At 67.2% G+C, this 14,506-nt stretch carries 12 protein-coding genes; 5 read left to right on the top strand and 7 right to left on the bottom strand.

Annotated elements, in window-relative coordinates:
- Window positions 1-82: 82 nt before the first annotated feature.
- The 6 genes from CE453_RS26745 to CE453_RS26720 all read right to left on the bottom strand — a co-directional run bounded on the left by CE453_RS26745 (window position 83) and on the right by CE453_RS26720 (window position 7,234).
- Window positions 83-355, bottom strand: coding sequence for a formate dehydrogenase subunit delta (locus CE453_RS26745; RefSeq protein WP_089177360.1), 273 nt, complete (start codon window positions 353-355; stop codon window positions 83-85).
- On the bottom strand, window positions 352-1,194 hold the full coding sequence (gene fdhD / locus CE453_RS26740) for a formate dehydrogenase accessory sulfurtransferase FdhD (protein WP_089177359.1): 843 nt from the start codon (window positions 1,192-1,194) through the stop codon (window positions 352-354). The genes CE453_RS26745 and fdhD overlap by 4 nt, the downstream gene beginning before the upstream one ends.
- Window positions 1,181-4,063: a formate dehydrogenase subunit alpha gene (fdhF, locus tag CE453_RS26735; RefSeq protein ID WP_089177358.1), complete on the bottom strand. Its 2,883-nt coding sequence runs from the start codon at window positions 4,061-4,063 to the stop codon at window positions 1,181-1,183. Before fdhF ends, fdhD begins: the two co-directional genes overlap by 14 nt.
- A gap of 10 nt (window positions 4,064-4,073) precedes the next feature.
- Window positions 4,074-5,639 carry a formate dehydrogenase beta subunit gene (locus CE453_RS26730; protein ID WP_089177357.1) on the bottom strand — a complete coding sequence of 522 codons (1,566 nt, stop codon included), beginning with the start codon at window positions 5,637-5,639 and terminating at the stop codon, window positions 4,074-4,076.
- Window positions 5,636-6,112, bottom strand: a complete 477-nt coding sequence (locus tag CE453_RS26725; protein ID WP_089177356.1) for an NAD(P)H-dependent oxidoreductase subunit E — start codon at window positions 6,110-6,112, stop codon at window positions 5,636-5,638. The genes CE453_RS26730 and CE453_RS26725 overlap by 4 nt, the downstream gene beginning before the upstream one ends.
- 207 nt (window positions 6,113-6,319) lie before the next feature.
- On the bottom strand, window positions 6,320-7,234 hold the full coding sequence (locus CE453_RS26720) for a LysR family transcriptional regulator (RefSeq protein WP_089178163.1): 915 nt from the start codon (window positions 7,232-7,234) through the stop codon (window positions 6,320-6,322).
- 211 nt (window positions 7,235-7,445) lie between these two features.
- Between CE453_RS26720 and CE453_RS26715 the strand changes: the two genes are divergently transcribed.
- Window positions 7,446-8,477 carry an LLM class flavin-dependent oxidoreductase gene (locus CE453_RS26715; RefSeq protein ID WP_089178162.1) on the top strand — a complete coding sequence of 344 codons (1,032 nt, stop codon included), beginning with the start codon at window positions 7,446-7,448 and terminating at the stop codon, window positions 8,475-8,477.
- A 167-nt stretch (window positions 8,478-8,644) separates the two neighbouring features.
- Here CE453_RS26715 and CE453_RS26710 read toward each other — a convergent pair whose 3' ends face one another.
- Complete coding sequence (locus CE453_RS26710) at window positions 8,645-9,139, bottom strand: Lrp/AsnC family transcriptional regulator (protein ID WP_089177355.1); 495 nt, start codon at window positions 9,137-9,139, stop codon at window positions 8,645-8,647.
- Window positions 9,140-9,367: 228 nt separating this feature from the next.
- Here CE453_RS26710 and CE453_RS26705 point away from each other — a divergent pair, with 228 nt between their 5' ends.
- The 4 genes from CE453_RS26705 to lpdA are packed head-to-tail and all read left to right on the top strand — an operon-like array spanning window position 9,368 to window position 14,383.
- Window positions 9,368-10,627 (top strand): thiamine pyrophosphate-dependent enzyme, encoded by a 1,260-nt coding sequence (locus CE453_RS26705; protein ID WP_089178161.1) that lies wholly within the window; start codon window positions 9,368-9,370, stop codon window positions 10,625-10,627.
- 4 nt (window positions 10,628-10,631) lie between these two features.
- Window positions 10,632-11,648 carry an alpha-ketoacid dehydrogenase subunit beta gene (locus CE453_RS26700; RefSeq protein ID WP_089177354.1) on the top strand — a complete coding sequence of 339 codons (1,017 nt, stop codon included), beginning with the start codon at window positions 10,632-10,634 and terminating at the stop codon, window positions 11,646-11,648.
- Complete coding sequence (locus tag CE453_RS26695) at window positions 11,648-12,973, top strand: dihydrolipoamide acetyltransferase family protein (RefSeq protein ID WP_089177353.1); 1,326 nt, start codon at window positions 11,648-11,650, stop codon at window positions 12,971-12,973. The genes CE453_RS26700 and CE453_RS26695 overlap by 1 nt, the downstream gene beginning before the upstream one ends.
- 9 nt (window positions 12,974-12,982) lie before the next feature.
- Complete coding sequence (gene lpdA / locus CE453_RS26690; protein WP_089177352.1) at window positions 12,983-14,383, top strand: dihydrolipoyl dehydrogenase; 1,401 nt, start codon at window positions 12,983-12,985, stop codon at window positions 14,381-14,383.
- Window positions 14,384-14,506: the final 123 nt, after the last annotated feature.

Genomic DNA, 14,506 nt, shown 5'->3' with positions numbered 1-14,506 from the left:
CCCCATAGCTTCGCCATTCGGCCGGGTAGGCTCCCGGCGCGTTGAAACTGATGATGCGTTCCGTCGGGGAACGCTTGCTGCGCTAGCTTCCGCGCGCTGGTCTGACCCGCGGCAAGGCGCGGCGCAGCAGCGGCGGAAGGTCTTCCGGGCGGGCGGTGTAGGCGGCAAGGAACTCCTCGCGCATCCGCCCGGTCCAGAACTGGTTGATGTGGTCGGCGACGGAGGCTGCCGCCTCCTCTTCCGGATAGGCCTTGAAGAAATCGGCGATCTGCCCGGCCATGCGCCTGAGCGTGGCGATATTCTCCGCATGCGCCGCGCTGTGGGCGGATGCCGCGGGTGCTGATGTCTCCGTCATCGGGCGGTGGCCTCTGCTTCGGTCGCCAGGGCGCCGGTGAAGACGATGCAGCCGTCGCGCCGCGCCACCGCCGCCAGCGTCAGGCCGAGATGCCGGGCCCGCTCGATTGCGAGCGAGGTCGGCGCCGAGATCGCGACCAGCGTGCCGGCGCCGAAGATCGCCGCCTTCTCGACCATCTCGAAGGAGGCGCGGCTGGTGACGAGCAGGAAGCCCTCGCTGGCATCCGCACCGGCGCGCAGGCGCGCGCCGATCAGCTTGTCGAGCGCGTTGTGGCGGCCGACATCCTCGCGCACCGCCAGAATCGCGCCGGCGGTGTCGCACCAGGCGGCGGCATGGACGGCGCGGGTGAGCTGGTTCAGCGGCTGATGCTTGTCGAGCCCGACGAGCGCGGTCTCGATGGCTGAGGCGGCTACGGCGCGCGCCGCCCGCGTCGCGGCATCGGCCATCGGGATCTCCTCGATGGTCTCGACGCCGCAGAGCCCGCAGGAGGTGCGTCCCGAGAGGTTGCGCCGGCGTGCCAGATGCTCGCGGAAGCGGCCGGGCGCCAAGTCGACCGTGACGATGATACCCTCGTCCTGCGGTTCGATGGCGATGCCGCGGATTTCGTCCGCGCCGCGCACGATGCCTTCGGTCAAGCTGAAGCCGGTGACGAAATCCTCGAGATCGGACGGGCTCGCCATCATCACCGCATAGGGCATCGTGCCGTAGACGATGTTGATCGGCATCTCGACTGCGATCTCGATCTCGCGGGCGCCCTCGCGCGCGGCGCCGAAGCGCAGCGGCTCGGCCGTGACCGCGGCCGAGGCCGGCGGCTGGGCGGGCGGGTTATTCCGCGGCATCGGGCAGGCGCTCCGCGATCCGGCGCAAGGTCACGTCTTCCTCGAAATTCTTCTCCTGCCATGGCGAGTAATGATTGGTTCGCCGCACCTCGACCGCCGTCACCTTGTATTCCGGGCAGTTCGTCGCCCAGTCCGAATAGTCGGTGGTGATGACGTTGGCGCCGGTCTTGGCATGGTGGAAGGTGGTGTAGACCACGCCCGGCTGCATCCGCTCCGAGACCTCGGCCCGCAAGGCGATCTCGCCGGAGCGGCTGGCGAGCGCGACGAGGTCGCCGTCGCGAATGCCGCGGCTCTCCGCATCGAAGGGGTGGATCTCCAGCACGTCCTCGTCATGCCAGGCGCCATTCTCGGTCCGCCGCGTCTGCGCGCCGACATTGTATTGCGACAGGATGCGGCCGGTGGTGAGCAGCAGCGGGAAGCGCGGGCCGGTACGCTCGTCGGTCGGCACGTATTCGGTGAGCATGAACCGGCCCTTGCCGCGCACGAAGCGGTCGACATGCATCAGCGGCGTGCCTTCCGGCGCCTTGTCGTTGCAGGGCCACTGCACCGAGCCGAGCGCGTCGAGCTTCTCATAGGTCACGCCGGCGAAGGTCGGCGTCAGCCGGGCGATCTCGTCCATGATCTCGCCCGGATGGTCGTAGGTCATCTCGTAGCCGAGCGCGCGGGAGAGCTCGACCGTCACCTGCCACTCGTCCTTGCCCGAGAGCGGCGCCATCACCTTCCGCACGCGGTTGATGCGCCGCTCGGCGTTGGTGAAGGTGCCGTCCTTCTCCAGGAAGGAGGCGCCCGGCAGGAAGACATGGGCGTATTTCGCCGTCTCGTTCAGGAAGATGTCCTGGATGACGACACATTCCATCGCGGCGAGGCCCGCCGTGACGTGCTGGGTGTTCGGGTCCGACTGGGCGATGTCCTCGCCCTGGATATAGAGGCCCTTGAAGGCGCCCTCGGTCGCCTCGTCGAGCATGTTGTTGATGCGCAGGCCCTGCTCCGGATCGAGCGGCACGCCCCACAATGTCTCGAAGACCTGCCGGGTCGCGTCGTCGGCGACGTGGCGATAGCCCGAGAACTCATGCGGGAAGGAGCCCATGTCGCAGGAACCCTGCACATTGTTCTGCCCGCGCAGCGGGTTGATGCCGACGCCGTCGCGCCCGATGTTGCCGGTCGCCATGGCGAGGTTCGCCATCGCCATCACAGTGGTCGAACCCTGGCTGTGCTCGGTGACGCCGAGCCCGTAATAGATCGCGGCATTGCCGCCGGTGGCGTAGAGCCGCGCCGCGGCCCGCACATCGGCCGCCGGAACGCCGGTATATTGCTCGCTGATCTCTGGCGAATTCTCCTCGCGCGCGACGAAACGGGCCCATTGCTCGAAATCGCCGAGGTCGCACCGCTCGCGTACATAGGCTTCGTCGATCAGCCCTTCGGTGACGATGACATGGCTGAGCGCGTTGAGCAGCGCGACATTGGTGCCGGGCCTGAGCGGCAGGTGATAGTCGGCCTTGACGTGCGGCGACTGCACCATGTCGATCCGGCGCGGATCGGCGACGATGAGCTTGGCGCCTTCGCGAATGCGCTTCTTCATCCGCGAGCCGAAGACGGGGTGGCCGTCGGTCGGGTTGGCGCCGATGATCAGGATGACGTTGGCCTTGGCGACCGACTTGAAGTCCTGCGTGCCGGCCGAGGTGCCGAGCGTCGTCCGCAGGCCATAGCCGGTCGGCGAGTGGCAGACGCGGGCGCAGGTGTCGACATTGTTGTTGCGGAAGGCGGCGCGCACCAGCTTCTGGACGAGGAAGACCTCCTCGTTGGTGCAGCGCGACGAGGTGATGGCGCCGACGGACTCCCGACCATATTTCGCCTGGATGCGCTTGAACTCGCTCGCCGCGTGACCGATCGCCTCTTCCCAGGAGACTTCGCGCCAGGGATCTGTGATCTTCGCCCGGGTCATCGGCTTGGTCATGCGGTCCTTGTGGGTGGCATAGCCCCAGGCGAAGCGGCCCTTCACGCAGGAGTGCCCTTCATTCGCCTGGCCGTCCTTGTAGGGCACCATGCGGATGACGCGCTCGCCCTGCATCTCGGCCTTGAACGAGCAGCCGACGCCGCAATAGGCGCAGGTCGTGACCACCGAATGCTCGGGCTGGCCGTGCTCGATCACCTTGTTCTCGATCAGCGTCGCCGTCGGGCAAGCCTGCACGCAGGCGCCACAGGAGACACATTCGGAGCCGAGGAAATCGGTCGGCCCTGCCGCGACGCGGGACTCGAAGCCGCGGCCCGTGATCGTCAGGGCGAAGGTGCCCTGCACCTCCTCGCAGGCCCGCACGCAGCGATTGCAGACGATGCATTTCGACGGGTCGTAGGTGAAGTACGGGTTGGAGGTGTCCTTCGCGAGCCAGTTCTCGTTGGCGAGGCCGTCCTGGCCCTTGGCGAAGACGTGGTTCTCGCCCTCGTAGCCGTAGCGCACCTCGCGCAGGCCGACAGCGCCGGCCATGTCCTGCAATTCGCAGTCGCCATTGGCCGAGCAGGTCAGGCAGTCGAGCGGGTGGTCGGAGATGTAGAGCTCCATCACCCCCTTGCGCAGCGAGGCGAGGTTCTCGGACTGGGTCCGCACGACCATGCCGTCTTCCGCCGGCGTCGTGCAGGATGCAGGCGTGCCGCGCCGGCCTTCGATCTCGACGAGGCAGAGCCGGCAGGAGCCGAAGGGCTCGAGCGAATCGGTGGCGCAGAGCTTCGGGATGGCGGTGCCCATGCTCATCGCGGCCGCCATCACCGAGGTCCCGGCCGGAACGGTGACGCTCTGGCCGTCGATGGTCAGCGTGACCGTCTTTTCGGAGATGCGGATCGGCGTGCCGTAGTCGATTTCCTTGATCAGGCTCATCGCGGACTCCTCACTCGGCCGCCAGGGGCAGCGGAGGACGGTCGAAATCCTCGGGGAAATGGTCGAGCGCGCTCATCACCGGCATGGGGGTCAGCCCGCCCATGGCGCAGAGCGAGGCATCGGTCATCAGCTTCGAGAGGTCACGCAGCACGGCGATGTTCTTCGGCCGTTCCGTGCCGGCGATGATGCGGTCCATCACCTCGACCCCACGCGTTGCGCCGATGCGGCAGGGCGTGCACTTGCCGCAGCTTTCCTTGGCGCAGAATGCGAAGGCGAAGCGCGCCTGCCGGGCCATGTCGACGGTATCGTCGAATACCACGATGCCGCCATGGCCGAGCATGGCGCGCATCGCGGCCAACGCCTCGTAGTCCATCTGCGCGTCGAGCTGCCCGGCCGTGAGATAGGCGCCGAGCGGTCCGCCGACCTGCACGGCGCGGATCGGTCGGCCCGACCGCGTGCCGCCGCCCATCTCCTCGATGATCTCGCGCAGCGAAATGCCGAAGGCGAGCTCGATCAGCCCGCCGCGCTTGACGTTGCCGCCGAGCTGGACCGGCAGCGTGCCGCGCGAGCGGCCCATGCCGAAATCGGCATAGGCCTGTGCACCATGCGCCAGGATCCAGGGCACGGCAGCGAAGGAGAGCACGTTGTTGACGACGGTGGGCTTGCCGAACAGCCCCTGCAGTGCCGGCAGCGGCGGCTTGGCCCGGACGATGGCGCGCTTGCCTTCGAGGCTCTCCAGCAGCGAGGTCTCCTCGCCGCAGATATAGGCGCCGGCGCCGAGCCTCACTTCGAGATGGAAGGCGTGCTCGCTGCCCATCACCGAGGCTCCGATCAGGCCGTTGGCCTCCGCCTTCTCGATGGCGCGCTGCAAGGTGCGATGGGCATGCGGATATTCCGAGCGCAGATAGATGTAGCCGCGGGTCGCGCCGACTGCGACGGCCGCGATCGCCATGCCCTCGATGGTGAGATAGGGGTCGCCTTCGAGCAGCATCCGGTCGGCAAAGGTGCCGCTGTCGCCCTCATCGGCATTGCAGACGATATATTTCTGCTCCGCCACGGCGTCGTGGACGGTCTTCCACTTGATGCCTGTCGGAAAGCCCGCGCCACCGCGTCCGCGCAGGCCCGACGTCTTAACCGCCTCGACGATCTCGCCGCCGGTCAGGGCCAGCGCCTTCTCCAGCCCCTTGAAGCCGCCATGAGCGCGATAATCGGCGATCGAAAGCGGATCGATGACGCCGACGCGCTCGAAGGTGAGCCGCTGCTGGCGCTTCATCCAGTCGAGCTCATCGGTCTTGCCGAGGCGCAAGCCATGCGTACCGCCCGACACGAAATCCGCCTCGAACAGCGCGCCGACATCCTTCGCCGCGACCGGCCCATAGGCGATACGGCCCTGCAGGGTCTCGACCTCGACCAGCGGCTCCAGCCAGAGCATGCCGCGCGAGCCGTTGCGGACGATCTCGATGGAAAGTCCGCGCCGCGCGGCTTCCTGGGCCACGGCCTGAGCGACCGCCTCAGCACCGACCGACAGGGCGGCAGCATCGATGGGAACGAAGATCCGAACCGGGGCGGCGCTCATGAGCGCGCCTTTCCGTGCTGGCAGAGCCCGGCGATGCGGGCGGCATCGACGCGCCCGATCAATTCGCCATCGATCAGGGCCGAGGGCCCGAGCGCGCAATTGCCCAGACAATATACCGTTTCGACGACGGCGTCGCCGGCGCGCTCGCCATCGACCACGATGCCGTGTTCATGCGCCAGTTCGTCGACGACCGTCTCGCAGCCGAGCGACTGGCAGGCTTCGGCCCGGCAGAGCTTGATGACCCGGGCCGGCGGCGGGGCGATCCTGAAATCGTGATAGAAGGAGATCGTGCCGTGGACCTCGGCGCGGGAGAGATTCAGCGTCTCGGCGATCAGCGGCACGGCCTTGGCGTCGACATAGCCGAATTCGTCCTGCAGTGCGTGCAGCATCGGCAGCGTGGCGCCTTCCAGATGCGCGAGCCCGGCGATGATCGAACGGGCGCTCTCCTCGTTCCAGGCGGAATATCCGGCCATCTTCCCTCCATCGGCCCGGTTTGCCGGGCGCATTCCAGGAGAGAGGACGGCAAGCTTGGAATGATTTCAAATCGTTTGTACCGAACGGATGATAGGTAATGACTATCAAAATGGAACAAGACTCTTAGGCGATCGCTCGGGGATGGCGCGAGGCGTGATAAAATCGGCGTTCGGCGCACGTTGCTGCACTGCAGCGATAGGCCGGAGCTATCGCGTTGCCGGTTGCCGTGGCAGCCCGGCATCGGCGATCGGCAGGGTCATCGTCATCAGGTTGCGTGCCAGCGGCGCCATGGGCTGCCGGTCGGCGACGATCAGGCCCACGGTGCGCTGCGCCTCGGGCTGGATCAGGCGCAGGGCCCTGGTGCCGAGCGGCAGGCCGAAGAACTCCAGCAGTTGCAGCGAGACGATGCTGCAAACGCCGCGGATGCCGGCATGGGAGCACAGGTTGAAGATCGAGTTGGTTTCGATCGCTGGCCGCGGTGCCGCGCCGACCGAGCGGAAGATGCCATCGATGATGCGCCGGTTCTGCATGTCGGCGGTCAACAGGCAGAGCTTCTGCTCCGCGGCTTCCGCCCAGGAAATGGTTTCGCGTCCGCCGAGCGGCCCGTCCTCGCGCGTCAGCAGCAGATAGGCTTCCTGGTAGATCGGCTTTGAGATCACGCGGTCGAGCGGCTCGTTGTCGAGATAGGTCAGCCCGATATCGAGCTCGAAATCGTCGATGCCCTGCTGGATCTCCTGGGAGGTCAGCGACAGCACGGTGAGCGACACGGCCGGATAGCGATCCGAGAACGGCGCGGTGATATGGGCGATCATCGGCAGCGCGGTCGGGATCGCGCCGAGCCGGATGCGCCCGCCAATGCCCTCGCGCAGCTCGGCGACCGATTCCTTCATCACCTCGGCTTCGGCCAGGATGCGCCTGGCATGGGCGAGCACGACCTCCCCCTCCTTGGTGAAGCCCTGGAAGCGCCGGCCCCGCTCGACGATCATCACGCCGAGCTCCTCCTCGAGCTGCACGATCGCGGCCGAGAGCGTCGGCTGCGAGACATGGCAGGCCTCGGCCGCGCGGCGGAAATGCTTTTCGCGGGCGAGCGCGTCGAGATAGACCAGCTGGCGGATGATCATGGCGTCGTGTCGGCAGCGGCGCCTGTCGCCGCGGGCGCGAGCATCGGCATAGCCGCAGGCAGTTGCAAGCGGCGCGGTTGCGGCGGCGCGAACAGCGTGTTGCTGTGCCTGCAACGCCGCGGCGATTGCGCGGCGGCGGACGCGCTCCTAACTGCGGAAAGCCGGAATGGCCGGCAGGCAAACGGGCCGTGCCGCGGCCTCGGGACAACTCATGGCGCAGGAACTGGAATTCGGGCTCGACACCTTCGGCGACGTCACCAACGGGGCGGACGGCAAGCCGCTGCCGCAGGCACAGGTCATTCGCAACCTCGTCGAGGAGGCCGTGCTGGCCGACAGCCTCGGCATCGATTTCATCGGTGTCGGCGAGCATCACCGTGCCGATTTCGCCGTGTCGTCACCCGAAACCGTGCTGGCCGGCATGGCCACGCGCACCAGCCGGATCAGGCTGGGTTCGGCGGTCACGGTGCTGAGTTCCGATGATCCGATCCGCGTTTTCCAGCGCTTCTCGACCGTGGATGCACTGTCGAACGGGCGCGCCGAGGTCATTCTCGGCCGTGGCTCCTTCACTGAATCCTTCCCGCTCTTCGGCTTCGATCTGCGCGACTACGAGAAGCTTTTCGAGGAGAAGCTCGACCTGTTCACGGCGCTGCTGCCGCAGGAGCCGGTGAGCTGGCAGGGCTCGATCCGCCCGCCGCTGAAGGATCAGCTCGTCTATCCGCCGATCGAGAACGGACGGCTCAAGACCTGGATCGGCGTCGGCGGCAGCCCGGAATCGGTGGTCCGCGCTGTACGCTACGACCTGCCGCTGATGCTCGCCATCATCGGCGGCGACCCGCTGCGCTTCAAACCCTATGTCGATCTCTACCACCGCGCCTATGCGCAGATCGACAAGCCGGCAAAGCCGATCGGCGTGCATTCGCCGGGCTATGTCGCGGCCACTGACGAGCAGGCGAAGGAGGAGTTCTTCCCGGCCTTCAAGCAGGGGCGCGACCGGATCGGCGCCGAGCGCGGCTGGCCACCGATGAGCCGCGCCGATTTCGAGCAGGAGGTCGCGCATGGCTCGCTCTACCTCGGCTCGCCCGAGACGGTGGCGCGCAAGATCGCCGCGACCGCCAAGGGGCTCGGCCTGTCGCGCTTCCAGCTCAAATACAGCGCCGGTCCGCTGGCGCATGAGAAGCTGATGGAGTGCATCCGGCTCTATGGCGAGCAGGTCATCCCGCTGGTGCGGGAAATGTTGGCCTGAAGGTCCAATGCCGCAGCGCTCCCTCTGTGGTCATCCCGGGCGGAGCGCAGCGGAGACCCGGGATCCATGCCGGAACCTTCTTCGGAAGCGCTCCGGAATGGATCCCGGATCGGCGCGGCTTCGCCGCTTGTCCGGGATGACCGCATACGGGATTGGGGCCGGAGTGCTTAGGGCTCCTTCAGCGGATCGACGGACAGCGTCCGCTTCAACGCTCGGAGCCCAAAGGTCGTGCGGGTCTGGCGCACGCCGGGGATGCGGTAGATCGTTCCGCGCAGGAAGCGCTCGTAATGGTCGGTGCCGCTGACCACGACCTTGGCGAGATAGTCGTATTCGCCGGTCACCAGATGCGCCTCGACCACCTCCGGCGCCCGCGTCAGCGCCTCGGCGAACTGGTCGAGCACCTTGTCGTCATGCTTGTCGAGCGTGATCTCGACGAAGACGACATTGTTGTAGCCGAGTGCCTGATGGTCGAGCAGGGCGACGTATTTCTCGATCACCCCCGCCTCTTCCAGCCGCTTCACCCGTGTCCAGCAGGGTGAGGGCGACAAGCCCACCTTCTCGGCGAGGGCCTGGGTCGTGAGACGGCCGTCTTCTCGGAGGGCCGCCAGGATCTTTCGATCGATCGCGTCGAGAGCAGGAGTCTTCTGGCTCTTTTTGTTCATCGGCAAAGTATTCTGCAATTATGGAAACGGACAGCAAGATCATCTGCCATGACAGGAGGCCGCAGGCAAATTCGGAAGGAACCCCTGACGCTTCGGGCCTAGCTTGGTTGCAAGGGAAACGATCGTCCTGCCGGCCGCAGCCGCCGTGCGGGACGATGCCGCTGACGAGACGCCTTGCCGGACGCCGGCAAAGGCGGAATCCTGGCGGTGTCAGGGATGGAGGCGCTCATGAGCAGCGACAAGGCCGGCAATGCGTCGGCAGGGGTCCAGCCACTGCAGTTCCATGTGCCGAAGCCCGCCAGTCGACCGGGCGAGAAGCCTGATTTCTCCGAAGTCGTGATTCCCAAGGCCGGCTCCGTCGCCCGCCCTCCGGTCGATGTCGACCCCAAGGACATCCGCGACCTCGCCTATTCGATCATCCGTGTGCTGAACCGAGAGGGCGAGGCGGTTGGCCCCTGGGTGCCGGACCTCTCGCCCGAGGATCTGGTCCGAGGCCTGCGCCACATGATGACGCTGCGCAGCTTCGACGGGCGCATGCAGATGGCGCAGCGCCAGGGCAAGACCTCGTTCTACATGCAGCACACCGGCGAAGAAGCGGTGAGCTGCGCCTTTCGCATCGCGCTCCAGCCCGGCGACATGAACTTCCCGACCTATCGCCAGGCGGGCCTGCTGATCGCGCACGACTATCCGCTCGTCGACATGATGTGCCAGATCTATTCGAACGAGCGCGATCCGATGAAGGGCCGGCAATTGCCGGTGATGTACTCCTCCAAGGAGAACGGCTTCTTCTCGATCTCGGGCAATCTCGCCACCCAGTTCGTCCAGGCGGTCGGCTGGGCGATGGCCTCGGCGATCAAGAACGACACCCGCATTGCCGCCGCCTGGATCGGCGACGGCTCGACGGCGGAATCGGATTTCCACGCAGCCCTCGTCTTCGCCTCGACCTACAAGGCGCCGGTCGTCCTCAACGTCGTCAACAACCAGTGGGCGATCTCGACCTTCCAAGGCATCGCGCGCGGCGGCTCCGGCACTTTCGCTGCGCGCGGCCTCGGCTTCGGTATCCCGGCGCTGCGCGTCGATGGCAATGACTACCTCGCGGTCTATGCGGTCGCGCAATGGGCGATCGAGCGGGCACGGCGCAATCTCGGGCCGACCCTGGTCGAATACGTCACCTATCGCGCCGGCGCCCACTCCACCTCGGACGACCCCTCCGCCTATCGCCCCAAACACGAATCCGACGACTGGCCGCTGGGCGATCCGCTCGTCCGGCTGAAGCAGCACCTGATCGCCATCGGTGCCTGGTCGGAGGAGCGCCACAAGCAGGCCGAGGCGGAGATCCTCGCCACCGTCATCGCCGCGCAGAAGGAGGCCGAGAGCTTCGGCACCCTGCATTCCGGCGGCAAGCCCTCGGCGCGCGACATCTTCGAGGACGTCTACGCCGAACTCCCGCCGCACCTGCGCCGCCAGCGCCAGCAGATCGGAGTCTGACGCGATGGCCAGGATGACGATGATCGAGGCGATCCGTTCCGCCATGGACGTCTCCATGGACCGCGATAACGATGTCGTGGTCTTCGGCGAGGATGTCGGCTTCTTCGGCGGCGTCTTTCGCTGCACCCACGGGCTGCAGCAGAAATACGGCGTCTCGCGCTGCTTCGACGCACCGATCAGCGAATCCGGCATCGTCGGCACCGCCATCGGCATGGCGGCCCACGGGCTGAAGCCCTGCGTCGAGATCCAGTTCGCCGACTACATGTACCCGGCCTACGACCAGATCGTCTCGGAGGCGGCTCGCCTGCGCTATCGCTCGGCCGGCGACTTCACCTGCCCGATGGTGATCCGCATGCCGACCGGCGGCGGCATCTTCGGTGGCCAGACTCACAGCCAGAGCCCGGAAGCGCTCTTCACCCATGTCTCGGGGCTGAAGACCATCGTTCCCTCCAACCCCTATGATGCCAAGGGCCTGCTGATTTCGGCGATCGAGGACCCGGACCCGGTGATCTTCCTGGAACCGAAGCGGCTCTATAACGGCCCCTTCGACGGTCACTACGACCGGCCGGTCACGGCCTGGTCGAAGCATGAGCTCTCCGAGGTGCCGGAAGGGCATTACACCGTGCCGCTTGGCAAGGCGGTGACGCGGCGGGAGGGCTCGGCCGTCACCATTCTCGCCTACGGCACCATGGTCCATGTCGCGCTGGCCGCGGCCGAGGACACCGGCATCGACGCCGAGGTCATTGACCTGCGCACCCTCGTCCCGCTCGATCTCGAGGCGATCGTCGCCTCGGTCGAGAAGACCGGCCGTTGCATCGTGCTGCACGAGGCGACGCTGACGTCGGGCTTTGGCGGGGAGCTGGCCGCACTGGTGCAGGAGCACTGCTTCTACCATCTGGAGGCGCCGGTGATGCGCGTCACCGGCTGGGACACGCCCTATCCGCATGCGCAGGAATGGGACTATTTCCCCGGCCCCGCCCGCCTCGGGCAGGCGCTGCGCGACATCATGGAGGCACGCTGATGGGCGAGCGCATCATCAAGCTGCCGGATGTCGGCGAGGGCATCGCGGAGGCGGAACTCGTCGAGTGGCACGTCAAGGTCGGCGACATCGTCCGCGAGGACGACCTGATCGCGGCCGTGATGACCGACAAGGCGACGGTCGAGATTCCCTCGCCGGTCGAGGGCGAGGTCACCTGGGTCGGCGCCGAGGTCGGCGACACCGTCGCGATCGGCTCGGCGCTGGTGAAGCTCAAGGTTGCGGGGGAGGGCGGCGCGGCAGAGCAATCCGCCGCGGACGAGGACGCACAAGAAGCCCCGGCCGAACGACCAGCCGCGCCGCCGGCCCCGGCCAAGGCAGAGCAGCCGGCCGCCGCGGCCACTCCCGTCAAGCCGGCCGCGCCTCCGCCTCCGCCGCCGAAGCCCATGCCGATGCCGGCGCGCGCCAGCGCCGCCCCCGCCCAGCGCCGCGCGCCGGGCGAGAAGCCGCTGGCCTCGCCGGCCGTGCGCCTGAAGGCGCGCGAGGCCGGGGTCGATCTGCGCCAGGTCCAGGGTACGGGTCCTGCCGGCCGCATCACCCATCAGGATATCGACGCCTTCCTGCTGCGTGGCCCGGAGCCGGCTCGCGGTGGCGGGCTCGTCGAGCAGAGCGCCATCACCGAGGTCAAAATCGTCGGCCTGCGTCGTCGCATCGCCGAGAAGATGGCGCTGTCGAAGTCGCGCATTCCGCACATCACGATCGTCGAGGAGATCAACGTCTCGCCGCTGGAGGATCTGCGCGCGACGCTGAACAAGAAGCCGACGCCGGAGCGGCCGAAGCTGACGCTCCTGCCCTTCCTGATGCGTGCCATGGTCAAGGCGCTCGCCGAGCAGCCGGCGCTGAACGCGCTTTATGACGACGAGGCTGGCATCGTGCGCCAGCATGCCGCGATCAATATCGGCATCGCCACGCAGACGCCGACCGGCCTGATCGTGCCGGTCGTCAAGCATGCCGAGGCGCGCGATCTCTGGGGCTGCGGCATCGAGCTCGCCCGCCTCGCCGAGCGCGGCCGCGACGGCACCGCGACCCGCGACGAGCTGACCGGCTCGACGATCACCATCACCTCGCTGGGGGCGCTCGGCGGCATCGCCACGACGCCGGTGATCAACTATCCGGAGGTCGCCATCGTCGGCGTCAACAAGATGGTGGTCAGGCCCGTCTGGGACGGCACCACCTTCGTGCCGCGCAAGATGATGAACCTCTCCTCCAGCTTCGACCACCGCGTGATCGACGGCTGGGATGCCGCCGTTTTTGTGCAGCGGCTGAAGGAGCTGCTGGAGAACCCGGCCACGCTCTTCGTGGACATCTGAGGGCGCGCCATGACGGACATCACCTGCAAGCTCCTCGTCATCGGCGCCGGCCCGGGCGGCTATGTCTGTGCCATCCGCGCCGGCCAGCTCGGCCTCGACACCGTTATCGTCGAGAGCACCAAGCTCGGCGGTTCTTGCCTCAATGTCGGCTGCATTCCCTCAAAGGCGATGATCCATGTCGCCGAGGAATTCGAGAAGGCGGCCGAGGCCGCCACCGGCAAGACGCCTTTCGGCCTGACGGTTTCCCAGCCGGCGCTCGATCTCAAGCAGGCCGTCGCCTGGAAGGACGGCATCGTCCAGCGCCTCAACAACGGCGTCGCCGGGCTGTTGCGCAAGGCCAAGGTCAACAAGATCCTTCATGGCCGTGCCCGCTTCCGCGACGGCAAGACCGTCGTGGTCGAGACCGAGACCGGGCCGAAGACGGTCCATGCCGAGGCCATCGTCATCGCCACGGGCTCCGCGCCGGTGGAACTGCCCTTCCTGCCCTTCGGCGGCAACATCATCTCCTCGACCGGAGCGCTGGCGCTGACCGAAGTGCCGAAGCGGCTCGTCGTGGTCGGCGGCGGCTATATCGGGCTCGAACTCGGCACTGCCTTCGCCCGGATGGGCAGCAAGGTCACGGTGGTCGAGGCGCAGGACCGTATCCTGCCGCTCTACGACGCCGAGCTCACCGGCCCGGTCTCGAAGCGCCTGACCGCGCTCGGCGTCGAGGTGCTGACCGGCGCCAAGGCGCTGGGTCTGACAGCCAAGGGCGACGGCCTGCGCATCGAGACGTCGGACGGCAAGGAACGCAGCCTGCCGGCCGACAAGATACTGGTCACGGTCGGCCGCAAGCCCGTCACCGATGGCCTCGGTCTTGAAAACCTCGTGCTCGAGATGGATGGCCGTTTCATCCGCATTGGCGAGCGCTGCGAGACCGCGATGCGCGGCATCTACGCCATCGGCGACGTCACCGGCGAACCCATGCTGGCCCATCGCGCCATGGCGCAGGGTGAGATGGTGGCAGAGATCGTTGCCGGCCTGCCGCGCGCCTGGGACAAGCGCTGCATCCCGGCGATCTGCTTCACCGACCCCGAGATCGTCTCGGTCGGTCTTTCGCCGGAGGAGGCGAAGCGCGCCGGCCATGAGCTGAAGATCGGCCAGTTCCCCTTCGCCGCCAATGGACGCGCCATGACCCGTCATGGCGAGGCCGGCTTCGTGCGGGTCGTCGCGCAGGCGGGCAGCGATCTCGTGCTCGGCATCCAGGCGGTAGGGCAGGGCGTCTCGGAGTTGTCGGCCGCCTTCGGCCTCGCGATCGAGATGGGCGCGACCCTGCAGGACATCGCCGGCACGATCCACGCCCATCCGACGTTGGGCGAGGCCTTCCCGGAGGCTGCGATGAAGGCGCTGGGCCACGCGCTGCACATCTGAGCTGCCCGCGACCGATCCGCGCAGCCAGCCAGCTAAGATACATACAATCTTGACATTGTCTTTGTCTGATACGATCTGAAGGGCGACGCCGAACGCAATGGCGCCGTCCCTTGGAGAACCCCC

The sequence above is a fragment of the Bosea sp. AS-1 genome (assembly GCF_002220095.1).
In the GTDB taxonomy this organism is placed as follows: Bacteria; Pseudomonadota; Alphaproteobacteria; order Rhizobiales; family Beijerinckiaceae; genus Allobosea.
The sequence above is the reverse complement of the archived record's forward strand: the minus strand, read 5'-3'. Positions and strand labels throughout refer to the sequence as shown.